This window comes from Bdellovibrionota bacterium (assembly GCA_040386775.1).
Classification (GTDB): domain Bacteria; phylum Bdellovibrionota; class Bdellovibrionia; order Bdellovibrionales; family JAEYZS01; genus JAEYZS01.
The window spans coordinates 40,073-56,953 of sequence record JAZKEU010000016.1 but is presented as its reverse complement, the minus strand read 5'-3'; the positions used below and the strand labels follow the sequence as shown (position 1 = coordinate 56,953).

Here is a 16,881-nt window from a genome sequence, read left to right as displayed (position 1 = left end):
GAGGAGCTTTGCTTGTCTAGGACGCCACAATTTGATGTGAGTATTTTTAAGAAGAGAAGAGAAAGAATCGGCAAGTATATGCAGGATTCTGCCATGGTGATTTTTTCGAATCCGGAGTTTTTAAGAAACCACGATGCTGAATATGAATACCGTCAAGATACAAATTTCTTTTATATGACGGGTTTTGAAGAACCCAAATCTGTATTTGTTTTTAGACCCGGCCAAAAACCAGAAACAATTTTATTTGTACGTCCAAAAGATGAGCTCAGAGAAACTTGGGATGGTTTTCGTTATGGACCAGAGGGTGCAAAAAAATATTTCGGTATCGACGAAGTTTACTTGATTGATACATTAGAAGAAAAACTTCCTGAATTGATCAAAGACGTTAAGCAAGTTTACTTTAGACTTCAGCAGCACATGAAGCATGATGTGATTTTCCTAAGGGCTTTAGAAAAAGCAAAAACGGTTTACAGTAGAGGAGTGCGTGGGAATATTCCAGTTCTTGATAGTTCAGAACTCTTGGGTGAGTTTAGACTTTTCAAAGATGCTACCGAAATTGAATGGCAAAGAAAGGCTTGCGAGATCACGGCGAAAGCTCACAAAGAAACGATGAAGTTCACAAAGCCAGGGATGAATGAAAGACAAATTGAAGGTTACATTCAATTCCAATTTAAAAATCAATTGGCAGCAAGACAGGGCTACAACGCCATTGTCGCGAGTGGAAAAAACGCAACCACTCTTCATTATGTTTTTAACGATGAAGAATGCAAAAAAGGCGATATCATTTTGATCGATGCTGGTGCCGAGTACAATTATTTCTCTGGCGACATCACAAGATCTTTCCCTGTTAGTGGTAAGTTCTCAAAGATCCAAAAAGAATTCTACGAACACGTATTGAAGGTGAATAAGCACATTATTTCCATGGTGAAACCGGGAATGGAATTCAGTGCTATGCAGGAAAAAACAATCGAGATGCTAACAGAAGCAATGATCGATCTGAAACTTCTTAAAGGCAAAAAAGAAAAATTAATCAAAGATCTCTCTTACAAAAAATACTACATGCATGGAGTTTCTCATTGGCTAGGAATGGATGTGCACGATGCCGGCCACTACCAAATCGGCAAAAAATCTAGAAAGCTAGAACCGGGAATGGTTTTCACCGTTGAGCCCGGGCTTTATGTTCCACAAAATGATGAAGGCGCACCAAAAGAATTAAGAGGTTTGGGTGTTCGTATCGAAGATAATATTTTGGTTACGAAAAAAGGCTACGAGAATCTAACACTCCTCGCGCCAAAAGAAGTCGCCGATATCGAAAAGGCGATGAGCTAAAATTTGACGCAGTACCAGTACGAAAAACTAAGGGGTACCTTTTTAGCCTAAGAAATTATGAGTTAGCCATTTTCTTTGGATGGCTTCGTGGTAGAGAGCTTTTTCTTGATTCAGAATATTTTTGTCTTTAAATGCGACATCATGGCTTTCTGTTCTCACAGCAAGTTGCACGTGAGTTGCAATGTCTAAGAGCCAATAATCTCCCATGGTGTTTCCGCAAGCCAAAATGGGTCTAATGTTGTTGGTTTTTTCTAGTATCGCGTGAGCTTTGCCTTCGCGGTAAGTAATGTGTCCTTCTTGAATATCTGAGCACACACCATCGATGATCTTGGTTTGAATTCCCAAAACATTTTCAAAAGGAATATTGAGTTGAGCCACACAAGGCTCCACGGCCCATTTTACGGAAGCCGTAACTACAAAGACCTGAACATTTTTTGATCGCAGATATTCGATCAGTTTTTTAATTGCAGGAAAGCACGGAATACCATTTCGATTGCTCAAGGAATCTTGCGCCCACTGACGGACAGTCGTGATGGGAACGCCCTTATGAATTTGCGCAAGCCATAAGAAAGCCTTCTTGGGATCTTGTTCTTTCACGGCATAAACATGTTTCCAGGGTTCCGGCGGTAGCGGTACAAGTTGATTATCAATTTCATAGTCAAAGAAGGCATTGCCCGCGTCGTTGTCCCAAAGGGTGCCGTCGGCATCAAAGGCTGCATAATGAGGGCCCGGGGCCTTCACGGCATCATCTATTTGCCTCGTAATAAAACTCCAAGTCTCATCTGAAAAATCTTTGTACTGCATACTAAGAAGCTATATATTCCTCTATATACATGTCAAATTTTAAAGTCCTCACCATTCAAAATCTCGAAGAGATCACAAACCTCGAAGAATCCAAGATTAAAAATCTCGACGAGATCGAACGCATGAATTTGGTATGGAAGGCGGCCTGGAGACCTGAATCTCTTGAGCATTACCTAAAAACCGGTTGGTGCATTGGCATGTACGACGAGAAAGAAGCTCTCAAAGCATATTTTTTAGCTCAGCCTATTCTCTTTATGGAATCTCTTACGCAAACACTTTGGATTGAATATCTATCTTACACAGATCAAGAAACAGGATTGAAGCTTTTGGATTTTGCTTATAAGTATGGCAGAGATAAGCATTTACAAAGGGTACTCTTTAATAAAGATTCTATTTTTGATAGTCTCGATGAAAAGGTGCAGTTGCCATTTAAAATAGCCAATCAAACAAAAAATTACTTAGAAGTTTACACGACAAAAATCGTTTGAAAAATAACCGGTGGTTAAAATGAGTTTTTCTTTTTTAGATCGCAAACAAATCATCAAAAAAATGTCCGAAACAGAATATGATGTGGTGATCATCGGTGGCGGAATCACGGGCGCAGGTGTCGCAAGAGATGCTGCTAGCCGTGGAATGAGAGTAGCCCTCGTAGAAGCTTCTGACTTTGCTTCCGGAACAAGTTCAAGATCATCCAAACTCATTCATGGTGGAATTCGTTATTTAGAAAATATGGAATTCCATTTGGTCTTCGAGGCTCTCTCAGAGAGAGCGCTTCTTTTTAAAATTGCACCGCACATGGTTCATCCTTTGAGATTTCTACTTCCACTTTACAAGGGGAGCAGAGTGGGTATGAATAAAATGGGCCTCGGCATGTGGCTCTATGATGCCCTTTCACTTTTTCGCGCGCCAAAACTTCACGAAAGACTTTCTGCCAAAAAATCTGTTGGAAGAATTCCAATCCTACAGCCCAAAAATCTGATGGGTTCTTTTGTTTATTCAGATGCATACATGGACGACGATAGACTTGTAATTGAAACCTTAAGATCTGCAAAGCGCTTAGGAGCGGATCAAATCAGTTACGTGAAGGCCGTTGGCGCAAAAATGACGAACGAAAAAGTGACGGCGTTGGATTGCGAAGATGTTCTCTCCGGGCAAAAATTCACTCTCAAGGGGAAACATTTTGTTTCGACGGTCGGTCCATGGACAGATATCTTGGGGGAAAGTCTGTTGAAAACGTGGAAAAAACTTCTTCGCCCATCAAAAGGAATTCACATTACGCTCAGTAAGGATCGCTTGCCACTTCCGTGTGCTATGGTGATGGCAACGGAAGGAGAAAAAAGAATCGTATTCGGAATACCTAGACACGAAATGATCATCATCGGAACTACCGATACAGATTTCAAAGATAATCCATCAACAGTTCACTCAACAAAAGCCGACGTCGATTATCTTTTAAAAGTAGTAGAAGAATACTTTCCTGGTGCCATCAGAAAAGAAGACATCCTGGCATCTTATGCAGGAGTAAGGCCCTTGGTACATGATGGATCGGAAACAGAAAGTAAAACGAGTCGCGAACATGTGATTTTAGAAGATCCACGCAATATCACCTTCGTTGCTGGCGGAAAATACACGACATATAGAAAAATGGCCGAACAAACTGTAGAAAAATTCTTAAAAAATTATTCAAAAGCTGATCGAAAGAAATTTAAAACCGGAAATACTAAGGTCGCTCTCAATCCAAAAGTGACTGCAGAAAGTTTTAAAGAAGCCCAAAGTAAACTCGATGAACTCACTTCCAAGACTCATTTCTCGAAAAACGAGATCCAAATACTTTTAGACCGTCATGGTTCAGAGGCGTTTGATATTGTGAGTCAGTACTATAGTCCAGCGCAAACCTCGGTTTGGGAAATGGAAGCGCACTTCGCATCAAATGAGTCTATGTGTGGAAAACTATTGGATTTTTATCTAAGGCGGGTACCACTATTCTTGGCGGAGAAGGATCATGGTTTTAAGCATCTCGAGCGATTGTCACAAATCTTCCAGCAAAAATTAGATTGGAGCGAGGAAGAGCGTCAGCTTAATATCGCAGATGTACGCAAACACGAAAGCTTTGAGCTCTCGTGGAAGAAATAGTTCTTTTTGGGGGGACGTGTGTTGAAGAAGGTTTTGCTTTCCATAGTTTGTTTGGGATTTATATCTATAATATTTTTATCATCAACAAGCCAATCTCAATTAGAGAAAACAGATTTTGATACGATACTCGGAAAGTGGCTCGCTCATGTGGGATTCAAAGGTGATGTCCTTGAATATCAGAAACTTTACGACGAGAGCGGGTACTTGGATTACTTTAGAATTTTACTTCAAGAAGCTCCGAAGCCTGAAGCTAGCGAACGCAATCCAGCCAAAATTTATCTCGAAGTGACAGACAACGAAGCGTACGAATTTGCGAATATAAAAGTCATAGAAAAAGACATCAGCGGTATCAAATACATGTATGCCGACTGGATTGCACGCTTAGCGATTTCGCAAGCGATAAAAAAAGTTTCTAAGCTTTTAGGTTTGCAGGCCCATACAGAAAAAGTAAAAGAGGGATTGTACAAAGTAACAATTGATCCTGCGAAAACAACAGAGCCTTCGAGATATCGCTTCACTCAAATCGAAGCATTTTATGAAATCAAAGATTTGTTTTTAACCCTGGACATTACAGTCAAAGGTCCAAAAGATTATTTGATTCTCTCTTATTACAAAAGTGAACTTCATGGAATCTTGAGGGCTCTAGAGAATGGAAACTTTCCGGGATCTACTTCGGAGATTTTAGCTTCTGAATTAGTGAGAGGATCGACAAGTTACCTAATCCGCGATCTTTTAAAAGTACCAGAAGCTGCGCGCGAGAAGCTTTTAGAATTTGGACGTAACCCCGAAATAGAAGAAGAGGGATTGACCCCGCCAGATGGATACTAACAACTCCAGCCAGGTAGAGCTTCACAACATCCACCACAAGATCACCTAGATCGATCCCTTCGGTTTTAAGAAGGGTTTCGGCGGCTTCTGGGGTAAAATTGAATACCACATCAGGGGATTTCGGAGTGCGCTTTTCTAATTTTGCCTTACCGTCTTGTTTAAAATATGAGCAATCAAGATTATTTCCAATCTTGATTCCAATTTCAGCGCTCGAGTTGAGATAGCTCATGAGTTTGTGGCTTGCGGGTTTTGTCTCAAGGAAGTTCTGAATTTTTTCGAAGTACATATCTTGTGTCATCTGTGGGTTGATATCACTCCGCGTCTTAAGCTGTCAAAATAAAAAATTTTTGAGCTATAATTCTAGAGGTTTAGAGGGTTGACTCACATTTCAAACCAGTTACACTAGATCAGTCTAAAAAAGTTTTTTGAGAAGGATATAACCATGAGTTTTTTCAGTAAGATATCTGAGTATTTCTCTCATGATATTGCTATCGATTTGGGAACAGCGAACACGCTTGTGTTTGCAAAAGGTCGCGGAATTATTTTGAACGAGCCTTCGGTGGTTGCGGTTCAAAAAAACGTGAGAGGCTCACACCAATCAAGAGTGCTTGCCGTTGGTAAAGAAGCAAAAGAGATGCTAGGAAGAACTCCAGGCAGTATCGTTGCGATCCGCCCAATCAAAGACGGCGTAATTGCTGACTTCGAAGTTACGCAATCAATGTTAAAATATTTTATTTCAAAATCTACGGGAGCTAAGAAAAGCTTCATTCGTCCAAGAATCATCATCTGCGTTCCCTACGGAATCACTCAAGTGGAAAAGAAAGCCGTAAAAGAATCTGCACACTCCGCTGGAGCAAGAGAAGTTTATTTGATCGAAGAACCAATGGCAGCAGCTATCGGTGCAGGCTTACCAATCACAGAACCAAGTGGAAACATGGTTGTAGACATTGGTGGCGGAACAACTGGCGTTGCTGTGATTTCACTCGGCGGTATCGTTTATTGTAAATCCATTAAAGTTGCTGGTGATAAATTTGATGAAGCAATTGTGAATTATGTTCGTCGCCAATTCAATTTGTTGATTGGCGAGAGAACTGCCGAAAATATTAAAATCGCAATTGGAAATGCTTACCCATTTGAGCAAGAGAAAACAATGGAGATCAAAGGACGTGATCTCGTTGCTGGTGCTCCGAAAACAATCGAGATCACAAGCACTCAAGTGCACGACGCTTTGATGGATCCACTTTCTGAAGTGGTAGATGCTGTGAAAACTGCTCTAGAAAAAACTCCTCCAGAACTTGCAAGTGATATCGTGGACAACGGTATCGTTCTTACAGGTGGCGGAGCATTGCTATCAAATCTTGATGTTCTGTTGAGAGAAAGAACGGGTCTTCCGGTTTCTATCTCTGAAGATCCACTCACTTGCGTTGTTATGGGGTCAGGCAAAGTGCTTGAAGAGATCAAGCTCCTCAGACAACTCACAACGGACTAATCTATGAAAGAAGCACAGATAAGATCTGTCGCTTTATTTTTTTTCTACACGTTCTTAGACAAGAGCCTTGCACTAAAGGCTTCTGTTGAAGCCCTAGGACTTTATGATAAACGTTTAAAGCGCAGAGAGACTCATGGTCCTACGGAGCCTCTCCTTGTTTATTCAACTTACAAAGTTTGGAAAAAATATTCAAAAAAAAGAAATATCAAAGCTACAGATTTTGATCTCTTGGCAGAAGGCTGGATTATTCCTCCCACACTTAAGCTTGAACCTTGGAGAGAGTTTGTAAAAGATATCGATCCACAACTTTATCTCGCCGTGATCTGGTCACAGCTTTTAAATTTTTCAGATAAAGACATTTCAGAAGGTCTCGGCGTAACTGAGGGAAGCATCAGGTACCGCGTTGGAAAAGGTTTAAAGATATTAGGTGAAATTGTTCCTCCTGGCGGGGGTTTTGATGCGTAAAAGAAACTTAAGTGAATTCATGTGTATCGAAATGCTTTATGATTACAAATCAGGAAAGCTCGATCCCTTAAGACATCAAGCGGTAGAAGAGGGGCTTCAGTCTTCGCCGAGAGTGCGTGAAGAATTAAAAAAACTTTCTATCGGAATTTCTTACTGTGATAAATTAAAAAATATTTCAGTCTCAGAACCCTTAGTGGATTTGATCTTAGATCAGCCAAAACCCACAGAAAAATTATTCTCTAAATTAAAATGGAATAGTTTTCCGCAACCAGTACGTTGGGCCCTTGAAGCTGTTGTGGTGGCGGTAGCGATCGCGCTTTTCGTCACTCAAGTTCCAAATTTATTTAAGGGCGAAGAAACACAGCCAGATTCAATGCTTGTGAAAAAATTTGATATCAAGCCGCCGGGACCCGAAATGGTTGCGGAAACAGAAATTTCAGGCAAAGAAGAAACTGGCGAGCAAATAGCAGTTGCTGATGTAAAACTTAAAGCTCCTATTATTGCTTCCAAGGAAATTCCCCTGCTGCTTAAGCCTTCCATTGAGCCAATAAAACCTGAGGATACAAAACCTACGGAGGTTGCGGCGGTTGCACCTCAAGCTCCAGCAACAACACCTGTGGCGACAGCACCGGTAGCGAAGCCTGCTCCTAAAAAAGGAAACGCATATGTTTATCGTATGACGATGTATGTGGAGGACGTAGATACAGTCACTCCAGAAATCGCCACACTTATTTCTAGTCTTGGGGGCGAAAAAGCCGGGGAAGTGGAATTGGGCTGGAGAAGAAAAGGCGGAAGTTACTTCCATTTTTCTGTTCCACAAAACAATAGTGGCACTTTACAAGACGGGCTCAAAAAATATGCTCCATTCAATATCGTCAAATCTTCTCATCCAAGGATTATGCCCGAGGGAATAGAGAGATATATTCTCTGGGTAGAAAAGAAAAATATCGGTGGTGCAGCAGGAGCAGGCTCATCAGGCATGGAAGATTCTGAAGAGGGCGGTGAGGGATCTACGGTTCCAGCAGAAGATTCTTCTCAAGGCCCGACTCCGGAAAATAACTAGGAATGTAATGAATCAAATTAAAAAGATTTTTCTATATCCGCAAAAATCTCTAAGAACCATGCTGACGCTTTGGTTTCTATTGTTCTCTTTGATTCCGCTCACATTCATTACGGGATATTCACTAGTCCAATTTGAAAAAGTATTCAGCGACGAAATGCTCAAACGTTTGAATGATAATTTTATTGTTATTTCCAAATCTATCGATGAACTAAAAAATTATTTAAAAACTTCAGGCGAACTCCATACAACTGACGATGGTTTGGTTTACAATATCTCTACCAAAAATATTCCCAACCTAAAAAGAGCAGCTTCGGAGTGGCTGGGCGCAGGCTACCTGGATCAGATTTCTCTATTTGATAGAGAGGGGCAGCTGATCGTGGCCTTCAAAAAAGATGAAGATGGGTTTATCATTAACGAGCTCCAGTTAGAAAAGGGCGATGTTTTCCTGACAGATTCTTTGATAAAAACCATTAAAGAAAAAAATCAAATTATTCTGAGCGATATCAACCCTAAATCAGGTTTTGATTTGATCTCCTATTCCAAGATTGTGGGCAAAAGAAAAAACATCGACGGTTACATTCAGGAGACCATCCGTATCGATCAAAAATTTATTGATAACCTAAAAACTAGATTTAACCTAGATGTTTTGATTTTGGATAAAGAATTCAAACCGATTGTTTCCACTCAACCTGATTTCTTACTGATTGGGGCTTCCGCCTATCAAAAGGGTCAAACAGACAACATAAAGTTCATCACAATTGAAAGCAAGAGTGAGCCCTATTCTCTATTGATTAAGCCTTTCGAAAAAGAACAAGAAAATATTAAGTTTGGTTTAGCTTCTTCCAAGAAAGAAATCGACGCGACAACAAAAAGAATCAACAAAACGGTATTCAGCGTTGTGGGCGTCGTGATTCTTTTGATTCTTTTTGCACTTTGGATTGTTTCCCGAATTTTGATTCAACCTTTAGTGCAATTGATGAGTGCGGTTAAAAATTTAGAAAGTGGCGGCGCACACACATATATCCAAGCCGACTCCGGAACCGAGATTGGGGAATTAACGAAGAGCTTTAATGATATGTCCAAGAAAGTGACGAAAGCACAAAACGAACTGACCAAAAAAGTAAAGGAACTCGAAAAGACAAACCAAGAATTGCAAGAGGCCCAAGCACAACTTGTTCACACTGCTAAGATGGGAAGTCTTGGTCAAGTGGTGGCGGGAGTCGCCCACGAGCTCAATAACCCTATTGGGTTTATTTACAGCAATATGGGAGTGCTCAAGGATTATATCGATCGTTTTGAAAAGCTTATCGAAGTGGCCGAGAAATCCCCAAAGAAACTTGACGCTGCAAAAGAAGAAGTGGATTACGAGTACATGATGAAGGATCTGCCAAAGCTCATTAGGTCTTGCCAAGATGGCGCAAAAAGAGTGAGGGACATTGTCCTTAATCTTAAAAATTTCTCAAGATCTGACGAGCTCGAGAAAAAAGAGTATGATCTTGAAGAGGGATTAGAGAGTACGCTGCAAATTCTAAAGAGCGAATTAAAAGATATTGAAGTCCACACCAAGTTCGGGAAAATTCCGCTGATTTATTGTTATGCAGGGCAAATCAACCAAGTCTTTATGAATATAGTTTCCAATGCAATTCAAGCCATCGATGGTAAGGGCGAGATCTGGATTGAGACCAAGAAAAAAGGGTTAGAAGTTGTTATCTCTATTAGGGATGATGGCAGAGGAATTCCCGAAAAAGCTTTAAGTAAAATTTTTGATCCATTCTTTACCACAAAACCCGTAGGCAAAGGCACCGGCCTGGGTCTGTCGATTTCTTACGGAATTATCGAAAAACACAACGGCCAAATCCTTGTGGATTCCGAAGTGGGCAAAGGTACAGAGTTTAAAATCATTTTGCCAATGATTACTCCGAAAAATACATAATTTAATGTTTCAAAATGAGAATGATTTTATTAACCACTAGATTTTAGGTATACTTAAGCCATGATTAACAAACTTATAATTCTAAATCTTATAATTCTAAATGCGATCCTTCCGAATATGGCCTTTGCACAAGGTCCAGAGTACACAGGCAATATCGAACAGAAGCCTTCGAAGGTTGAGCAGCGAGTGAACGATAAAATCATAAGCACAGGAAAGAGAATCGAAATCGAAGGTCAGAGAAAAGAAATGGAGTTAAAAAATGAAGCTCCCAAGAATCTGCAAGCGGTGCCTACACAGAAAAAGCGCGCGCCATTTATTGTAAATCCAAAACAACAAAACCCGCAAGATCCAGGAGTCTTTAGGGATCAATACGATCATGCGGTCGGAAAAGACCCTTCAACTGAATTTGAACAGCAGGTGATCGAAAATAGAAACACTCCGCCGCCAGGCGTGACCAACGAAGAATTCGTACGCGAGTTCAAAGAAAATGCCGCAAGAGCAGGAGTGAAGGTGGAAGTGGATCCAAAGACTTTAAAGGCTCGCCCAGTGAAAGACAGTACGGGGAATCAATAAGTAGATTCGAAAGAGCATAAAAAAAGCCAAGCTTTTTAGGGCTTGGCTTTTTTTTTATAGTTATTTTAAAACTATGCTTTTGATTTAAGGCATCTTCTTACGAACTCTTCATAAGAAATTCCAAGTTCTTCAAGAGCCTTTTTGATAGCTTCTTTTGAAGACATTGTTCTTTCATACTGAGATTTCTTAGCTAAGAAGCTAGCAAATTTTGGATTACCAGATGCAGCAATAGATTTAGCTTCTCCATTTAAGAAGTCCATAGTGTTGAGTCTAGTCATTTGACCATCTACCATTTCTTCAAAAACTAAATTCTCAGTAGTGAGCTTTTGTCTGATAGCTAATCCAACAAGGTTTGCTAAAAGCGCTCTGTTTGCTTCGTTAGTTGGATCTTTAGCGATTGAAGCGAGAGTCTCTTGTGCACCTTCTCCAAGAAGATTTTTATCTAGAGCTTCAGCTAGCCTGAGCGTAACTCTTTCTTGGTTCTCTGCATTGATTTTAATGCCACTAATTACGATTCCAGTTACGCCAACTTTAGTAATAGTATCTTGAACCAATCTATAAGATTTTCCTTCTCTTATTTTCGCAGCAGCTTCAGATGTACCTTCTACTTTTTTGCCGCCTTTTAAGCTTGAAGCAGCATCTTCGCTAGTTCTTTTTGGCTTTCCGCCTGTTGGGCCCGCAATTGCTGAAGTTGAAAGAGCTACTAGTGATAATGCGACTATCACTGTTTTCTTAGTTAGATTCATTTTAAATTCCTCCGTTTATAGTTTTTTAATTATTTTAATGTTTAAATAACTTAATAATATTTTTCAATTATAGTTTAAACCCTCTAGGTTTTCTATTAAAACATGCCTTTATTGTAAGGTATGAAAAAAGGTAAGACTAAGGGCTTAATTTTGACATCTAAATTATGTTTTCAGACCTTAGGTACGCTTTATTTTAGATTTAAGAACTTCTATGCCAAATCCTTAAAATCTGAATTTAATTCCTCCTCATTGTTCCAGGGCGGAACTTATCTGCTTTTTGTATTTCAATCTGTCTATACTCATTATTAATGTCTGCTGCTTCTAGGATATTCACATTAAAATATACTTCTTCCATCAGCACATCGATACTGCGGGCGGCACCGACGACTGCTAAATACTGATTGCTTAACTTTGCCATAAGAAGGTCGAGAGGATTAGATTCTTTATTTTTCAAAGTATCAATAACACTAGGAATATTCATTAAATACTGACTACCGGATTCATTTGTTAAGCTAAACGCCAGTGTACCAGCAGGCTGAAATAGGATTCTACGTTCTTCGTCCAGGACAGGTAAAGACATGTTTATAGCCTGAGTATAGGGATTGTTTATGGATTTCTCGGCTTCTACTTTTTTCATTAGATCTTCAAAGGTAGATTTGATCGCCGGGTGAGTCTCAATTCTTGTTTTCATCTTGCTTGCGAAATTTTCGTTAACTAAATCACCGAGAGCCTGGGCCTGTACGAAGCTCTTTGAAACATCATCTGTAGCTCCCATTTTTTTGACAAGATCTTCCAATTCCTTTTTCTGCTTCTTCTCAAAATACATAGCCAAAATTTTCGTTCCGAAAGTACTTCTAGAAATATGGGCTACAATTTTAGTTGTAGTTTCTCCCACGCCTTGGATATCTTCATTTTCTTGTTTGATTTCGATATCGCCGACAATTCCAACAGATTTGATAATGTTATAGTATGAAAAAAGCAAGGCTGCATACTCAGATTCTACATCTACCTTTTTTTCTTTAAAGCTCAAAAGAATTTTTATGAAAGATTCTTTAAAGTTTTTCACTACATGATCAAATTTTTGCGTACGATCAGATAACTCTCTTCTGAGTTTATTAATTTCTTCAGGTTTCTTCAATTGTGCAGACCTTATTCTGAAATTTTGTTTTATAGAATTTTTAAAAACACTATCTAATACTTTTAGATAAATATCCACTTCGCCTACATATGTTTGTATAACATTGAGCCCTACATTTGCGACATAAGAATTTCTTTGTGCTTTGATTTTCTTATAAACCTCTATTGGAGTTCCAGAAAGATCAATTTTTTGCTCGAGCTTCGCAGAAATGAAATTAGTAATTTGACCAGTAGGGGTGAAGTTATTAATTTTTTCAGCTAGATTTGGTTCAGAAGGTTCTGTAATCTCACCAGTTAAATTTGGTATATAATTCTTGCGAATTAACACTTGATAGCTTTTATCAAATTTATTATAAATTTTTTCCAATTTTAATTGAATTATATCCTTCCATAGAGAATCAAAATCACCGGAGCTTTTTCCAAGTTCAGAATTTCTCATTAAGTAATCCAAAACTGAATCTGTTACTTTTAAGCCACGGGTAGGATGCGAAACTTTGTAGTTTGAGCAAAGCTTATCGTTCCTTTTTTGAACAAGGCGCGGTATTTTAAAGTCAGCGTCTTCACCCCATTCTTCATCAATGATATTGCTTTTCATGGGATCGTTTTCAAGATCTGCTTCGCCAATGTAGTGCTCACCGCATACAGCGTTCCAAAGTAAATCTCTACCAACAGATCCGGTTTTTTTAGACATTTTTTTAATTTGTTCTTCTGTATAAGAATTTTTAACAAAATCATCAAAAGCACGGACAAAAGCCTCTCCTCTTGAGGCAGGATAAGGATTGCCCAAATAATCTCTGAGGCCTTTAAAGAATGTTGCTTTTTCGTAAGCCGCATACATCATTTGTGATTCTATAGGAGTTTTCTCGCGTGTAGGCCCCTCTGCTTTATAATTTCTGTAGGTACTTGTGTAGTCCTTAAAAGATGTATTGATAATATCAATAACATGGATCAAAGGAGAAAAATCTTTGTATACAGGTAAGTCTTCGCCATTCAGTTCTTTTTTAGAGAAATGACTTCTTACTATTCCAAGGGAAACATCGGTTGCCGTTGTAGATTTTTTTCCTTTTAAGAAATCAAGGATAGAGCTATTTTCCTTAGCTCTTTGTGTTTCAGATAAAACGAGGTAATTTACAATATTCTTAGAAATTTTTGATAGTAGAGTCTTGGTAGCAATCAAGTCCTTAACAATAAGACTCTCAGCCAGGGAGTTCTTTGGCCCTTTGGTTTGATCAATCTTTGCTTGAATTTCCTTAATTTTGTTACCAATCGCTGGTAGCAAATCAATAACTCTTTGTGCGCGTAGTTTATTCATTCCGTCAAAAGTGATTTCTCCCATCTCGTCTCGCACAACGTCCATCATCGAGGGATCAAATAATTTAACTCTATCTGAATAGAGAACGCCATTAAAGTCATCATCGTGGAGTAATGGATTAAAGTAACTTAGTTTTTTTCCATCAAAATTTTCAGATCGAGCGATATAAGTATAGCTCGAGAGTTGCTTGTAAAACTCCTGAGTCATCGACCACTGAGATTGGTAGTTCTCGATATACATTAACCAGTTTGAATAAGACCCCATGAACTTATACAATAGAGCATCTCTCCACAGCTTTGATTGTTCTTTAATATCGGTAGAATTTTTGTATGGATCGCAATCAGCAGGTACTGGGCCTGGCGCAGGCGTTCTTAGTCCATCGAGAATACAAAGTGGCATTGTCCAGTTATTTTTTTCTAGGTAGCTCAGCTGCTCATATTGTCTGGTGTGCAGTGATCCTAATTTTTTTCCTGCACCCATAGTTTTCTGTTCAAATTTGTAGGTATAAGGTCTAAACCATTCATCCCACTGGAAGAAGATAACAATACCGCCTACAAGTTTCCAACCTAAGCGTCCGAAGCTTAAACTGATACGCATTAAGTTTCCTTCTTTTCCAGGAATAAATCCAAACCAACTTGCCAGTCTAGATGAAGTTGTAAGCTTCCCACCGGCCATAACGCTTTTGGTTAGAGAATAGGCGCGCAACTCTTGATTTGCGACGTTGATTTCCATCGCAAGACCTTCCAATGTCGAACCAGCACGAAGAAGTGTCTTGTTACCGGTGGCGAGTGCGGCTTCTTGCACCGCCCATTTTGATCCTTGCGCAGCGACGGAAGTAGTCAATCCGGCAATGGCGGTTGTCGCTGTAGACGCACCACCGGCTATCGCAATATTCATAAATGATACGATATAATTATGCATGTTTTCGGAACTGACCACTCTATCGTAAGTTGCCTGACATTCTTGCAGAACTTTTTGTTGTTCTTTGCCATCAAATTCGTCAACACCCATAAGATTAATGGCACAGCTTTTTGTCATTGATATAACATCATGAAAACCGGCAGAAGCAATAGAACCTACACCCATACCAAGGAATCCTAGGAGTTGATGTAATATTTGTTTAGATCCTATATGTGGACCAATTAAGTTTGTGAATATTCTGTTTCCAAGCATGAAGGCAAAAAAGCTTAACTGACCAGCTGCAGAGGTAGCTTCGTGATAATATTTTTCTAGCGCAGCAGGATCATCTTTATACTTAATACTAAGGTTAAGCATCGTATTAACATACATACCGATATAGAAAGAGACAGATTCTATAGGGAATACAGCGGCGGCATGTTTAACAGAAGAATTAACTTCTGAAACAAGAGTTTTTTCTATCATGAGGGGAGAGAATTTTTTAATGAGTTCAGGCTGAACCTTATATCTCATAAGAGTTATCTTTTTTTGGTCTGCAGATTTTAGACGGAGGTGAATATAATTCCCTTTGCGTCCGAGACTCTCGAATTCTAACTCTGGAAATTCTTTTTTGAATTGTTCTTTTTCTTCAGGCGTTACCTTTAGAATGTAGTTTGTTCTGGAGGTTGGATAATAGAACCCATTTCTTGTTTGGTTATCAGCTTGATTACTACGTTGAAAAATTTCAACTAAATTTTGCAAACGAATATTTTCTTCTCTAGGGACAGCCTTGAGTGCGGGAAGTTCTATTCCGGATAAATCCAAAGAGCCATCGGCATTGACGATACCAAGCTTTCTTTTTGACGAGTCGGTTGTTCCGCTATTAAATAGTTCTGGTTGCACCGGGTTCTCTGTATTTCTTCTTAACAGATTTGCTGCAACTTCTACTGTTCTTTTATTGTTGGCTTTGATCTCTTCAATTTTTCTTTTCTCCGATTCGTAGCGAGAAAGAAGATATCTTAATGCGAATAAAGAATTACCATGGGCAAAAGACTTTGTTCTGTTGCCGCTGCGGTCACCCATCAACATCATAAAGATACTGAGTTTCATATCTTGTTCATTGCCGTATCTATCTCGAATTTTTACGATGGACTCATCATCAATTGATCCATCTGCATTTCTAGGCATTAAACCATCTTGATATGTAACCAGGGCCAATGAATTTTCTAAGGCAAATCTTAAAATTTCTGAAGAACCTGCGAGGGCATAAAGCAAGTCATCATCTGAATCTACCTCTATTTGTGTAGATGGATTTTTTCTTATATCCATAATGACTGTAGGTTTATCAGGTAGGCTTGATAATTTTTCATGAATATCCAAAAGATGTTCATAAGAATAATTTTTGGTTGCTACGGCACTCAAACCAAAGAGCTTACTCATCATTTTTTGTGTTGTATCTAAGTATGCTTGAAATTCAGTCATAGAGAATTTTGCATCTGGATTGGATTCTGATTTTTGTTTGTTTGTTTCAACGTATCTTAGAATTGCTGACACGTAGTAAGCATCAATCAATTGGTATTCTCTGGAATTGATAACGTTTGCATCCAAAGATGAATTGTTAGATTTTTCAGTATCTATTCTTTCATAGTAATCATTGATTTGTTTTATAGTCTGAGAGTTTATAGATTTTCTTTGTTGCTCAAGCTGTATTCTATAAGTATGTTCGTTTTTTTGTTCTAGAGCGATGAACTCTCTAAATTTTCTTGCCATCTCTCTTTTTTCTCTAATTTTTATAATGTCTTTTTGAATTTGTAATGAGTTGGGAGTTTCTGTAGCCCCATACTTATCTTGAGTATGCTTGCCGGACTTTCCTATATTGGCCTTTTGAACCTGCGGAGTGATAGTTGGCTTTGGACCTAAACCAAGATGCTCGAGGACTATTTCCGAGAATGTTTTAGGCGTAGGTTGTGCGCGCGTCTCCGCTCCTGGAGTCATGGCAATCAATGGCTTCTTGTCAGAAGATGAATTCGTATTTGCTGCCAAAGTGTTGCTGGTGAACGAGATGATCAGCAGGAATATCACAACTTCATTAATCAGTTTTTTCATAATGGATTACCTCACAAGTAGGTAATTACAATCTATGTGCCACGGGATTTTGGAGTGTATGGTTTT

General features: G+C 39.1%; 12 protein-coding genes. 9 read left to right on the top strand and 3 right to left on the bottom strand.

Annotated elements, in window-relative coordinates; all coding sequences use genetic code 11:
* Positions 1-12 precede the first annotated feature (12 nt).
* On the top strand, positions 13-1,329 hold the full coding sequence (locus tag V4596_09680) for an aminopeptidase P N-terminal domain-containing protein (GenBank protein MES2769404.1): 1,317 nt from the start codon (positions 13-15) through the stop codon (positions 1,327-1,329).
* Positions 1,330-1,371: 42 nt separating this feature from the next.
* Here the strand turns inward: V4596_09680 and V4596_09675 are convergent, their stop codons facing one another.
* Positions 1,372-2,133, bottom strand: a complete 762-nt coding sequence (locus V4596_09675) for an HAD family hydrolase (GenBank protein ID MES2769403.1) — start codon at positions 2,131-2,133, stop codon at positions 1,372-1,374.
* Between the two features lie 29 nt (positions 2,134-2,162).
* Here V4596_09675 and V4596_09670 point away from each other — a divergent pair, with 29 nt between their 5' ends.
* The 8 genes from V4596_09670 (at position 2,163) to V4596_09635 (ending at position 10,617) form a co-directional block, all read left to right on the top strand.
* The gene (locus V4596_09670) at positions 2,163-2,621 is read left to right on the top strand and encodes a hypothetical protein (GenBank protein ID MES2769402.1); all 459 of its coding nucleotides are present in this window, start codon (positions 2,163-2,165) and stop codon (positions 2,619-2,621) included.
* Between the two features lie 19 nt (positions 2,622-2,640).
* Complete coding sequence (locus tag V4596_09665) at positions 2,641-4,266, top strand: glycerol-3-phosphate dehydrogenase/oxidase (protein ID MES2769401.1); 1,626 nt, start codon at positions 2,641-2,643, stop codon at positions 4,264-4,266.
* A gap of 18 nt (positions 4,267-4,284) precedes the next feature.
* Positions 4,285-5,094: a hypothetical protein gene (locus V4596_09660; GenBank protein ID MES2769400.1), complete on the top strand. Its 810-nt coding sequence runs from the start codon at positions 4,285-4,287 to the stop codon at positions 5,092-5,094.
* A gap of 442 nt (positions 5,095-5,536) precedes the next feature.
* Complete coding sequence (locus tag V4596_09655; protein ID MES2769399.1) at positions 5,537-6,583, top strand: rod shape-determining protein; 1,047 nt, start codon at positions 5,537-5,539, stop codon at positions 6,581-6,583.
* Between the two features lie 3 nt (positions 6,584-6,586).
* The gene (locus V4596_09650; protein MES2769398.1) at positions 6,587-7,048 is read left to right on the top strand and encodes a hypothetical protein; all 462 of its coding nucleotides are present in this window, start codon (positions 6,587-6,589) and stop codon (positions 7,046-7,048) included.
* The gene (locus tag V4596_09645) at positions 7,041-8,111 is read left to right on the top strand and encodes a hypothetical protein (GenBank protein MES2769397.1); all 1,071 of its coding nucleotides are present in this window, start codon (positions 7,041-7,043) and stop codon (positions 8,109-8,111) included. Before V4596_09650 ends, V4596_09645 begins: the two co-directional genes overlap by 8 nt.
* A 7-nt stretch (positions 8,112-8,118) precedes the next feature.
* A complete protein-coding gene (locus V4596_09640) occupies positions 8,119-10,044 on the top strand; it encodes an ATP-binding protein (GenBank protein MES2769396.1) in 1,926 nt (641 codons plus the stop codon).
* Between the two features lie 60 nt (positions 10,045-10,104).
* The gene (locus V4596_09635; protein ID MES2769395.1) at positions 10,105-10,617 is read left to right on the top strand and encodes a hypothetical protein; all 513 of its coding nucleotides are present in this window, start codon (positions 10,105-10,107) and stop codon (positions 10,615-10,617) included.
* 71 nt (positions 10,618-10,688) lie between these two features.
* Here V4596_09635 and V4596_09630 read toward each other — a convergent pair whose 3' ends face one another.
* Both V4596_09630 and V4596_09625 read right to left on the bottom strand, forming a co-directional pair.
* Complete coding sequence (locus tag V4596_09630; GenBank protein MES2769394.1) at positions 10,689-11,363, bottom strand: hypothetical protein; 675 nt, start codon at positions 11,361-11,363, stop codon at positions 10,689-10,691.
* 235 nt (positions 11,364-11,598) lie between these two features.
* A complete protein-coding gene (locus tag V4596_09625; GenBank protein ID MES2769393.1) occupies positions 11,599-16,815 on the bottom strand; it encodes a hypothetical protein in 5,217 nt (1,738 codons plus the stop codon).
* Positions 16,816-16,881 lie beyond the last annotated feature (66 nt).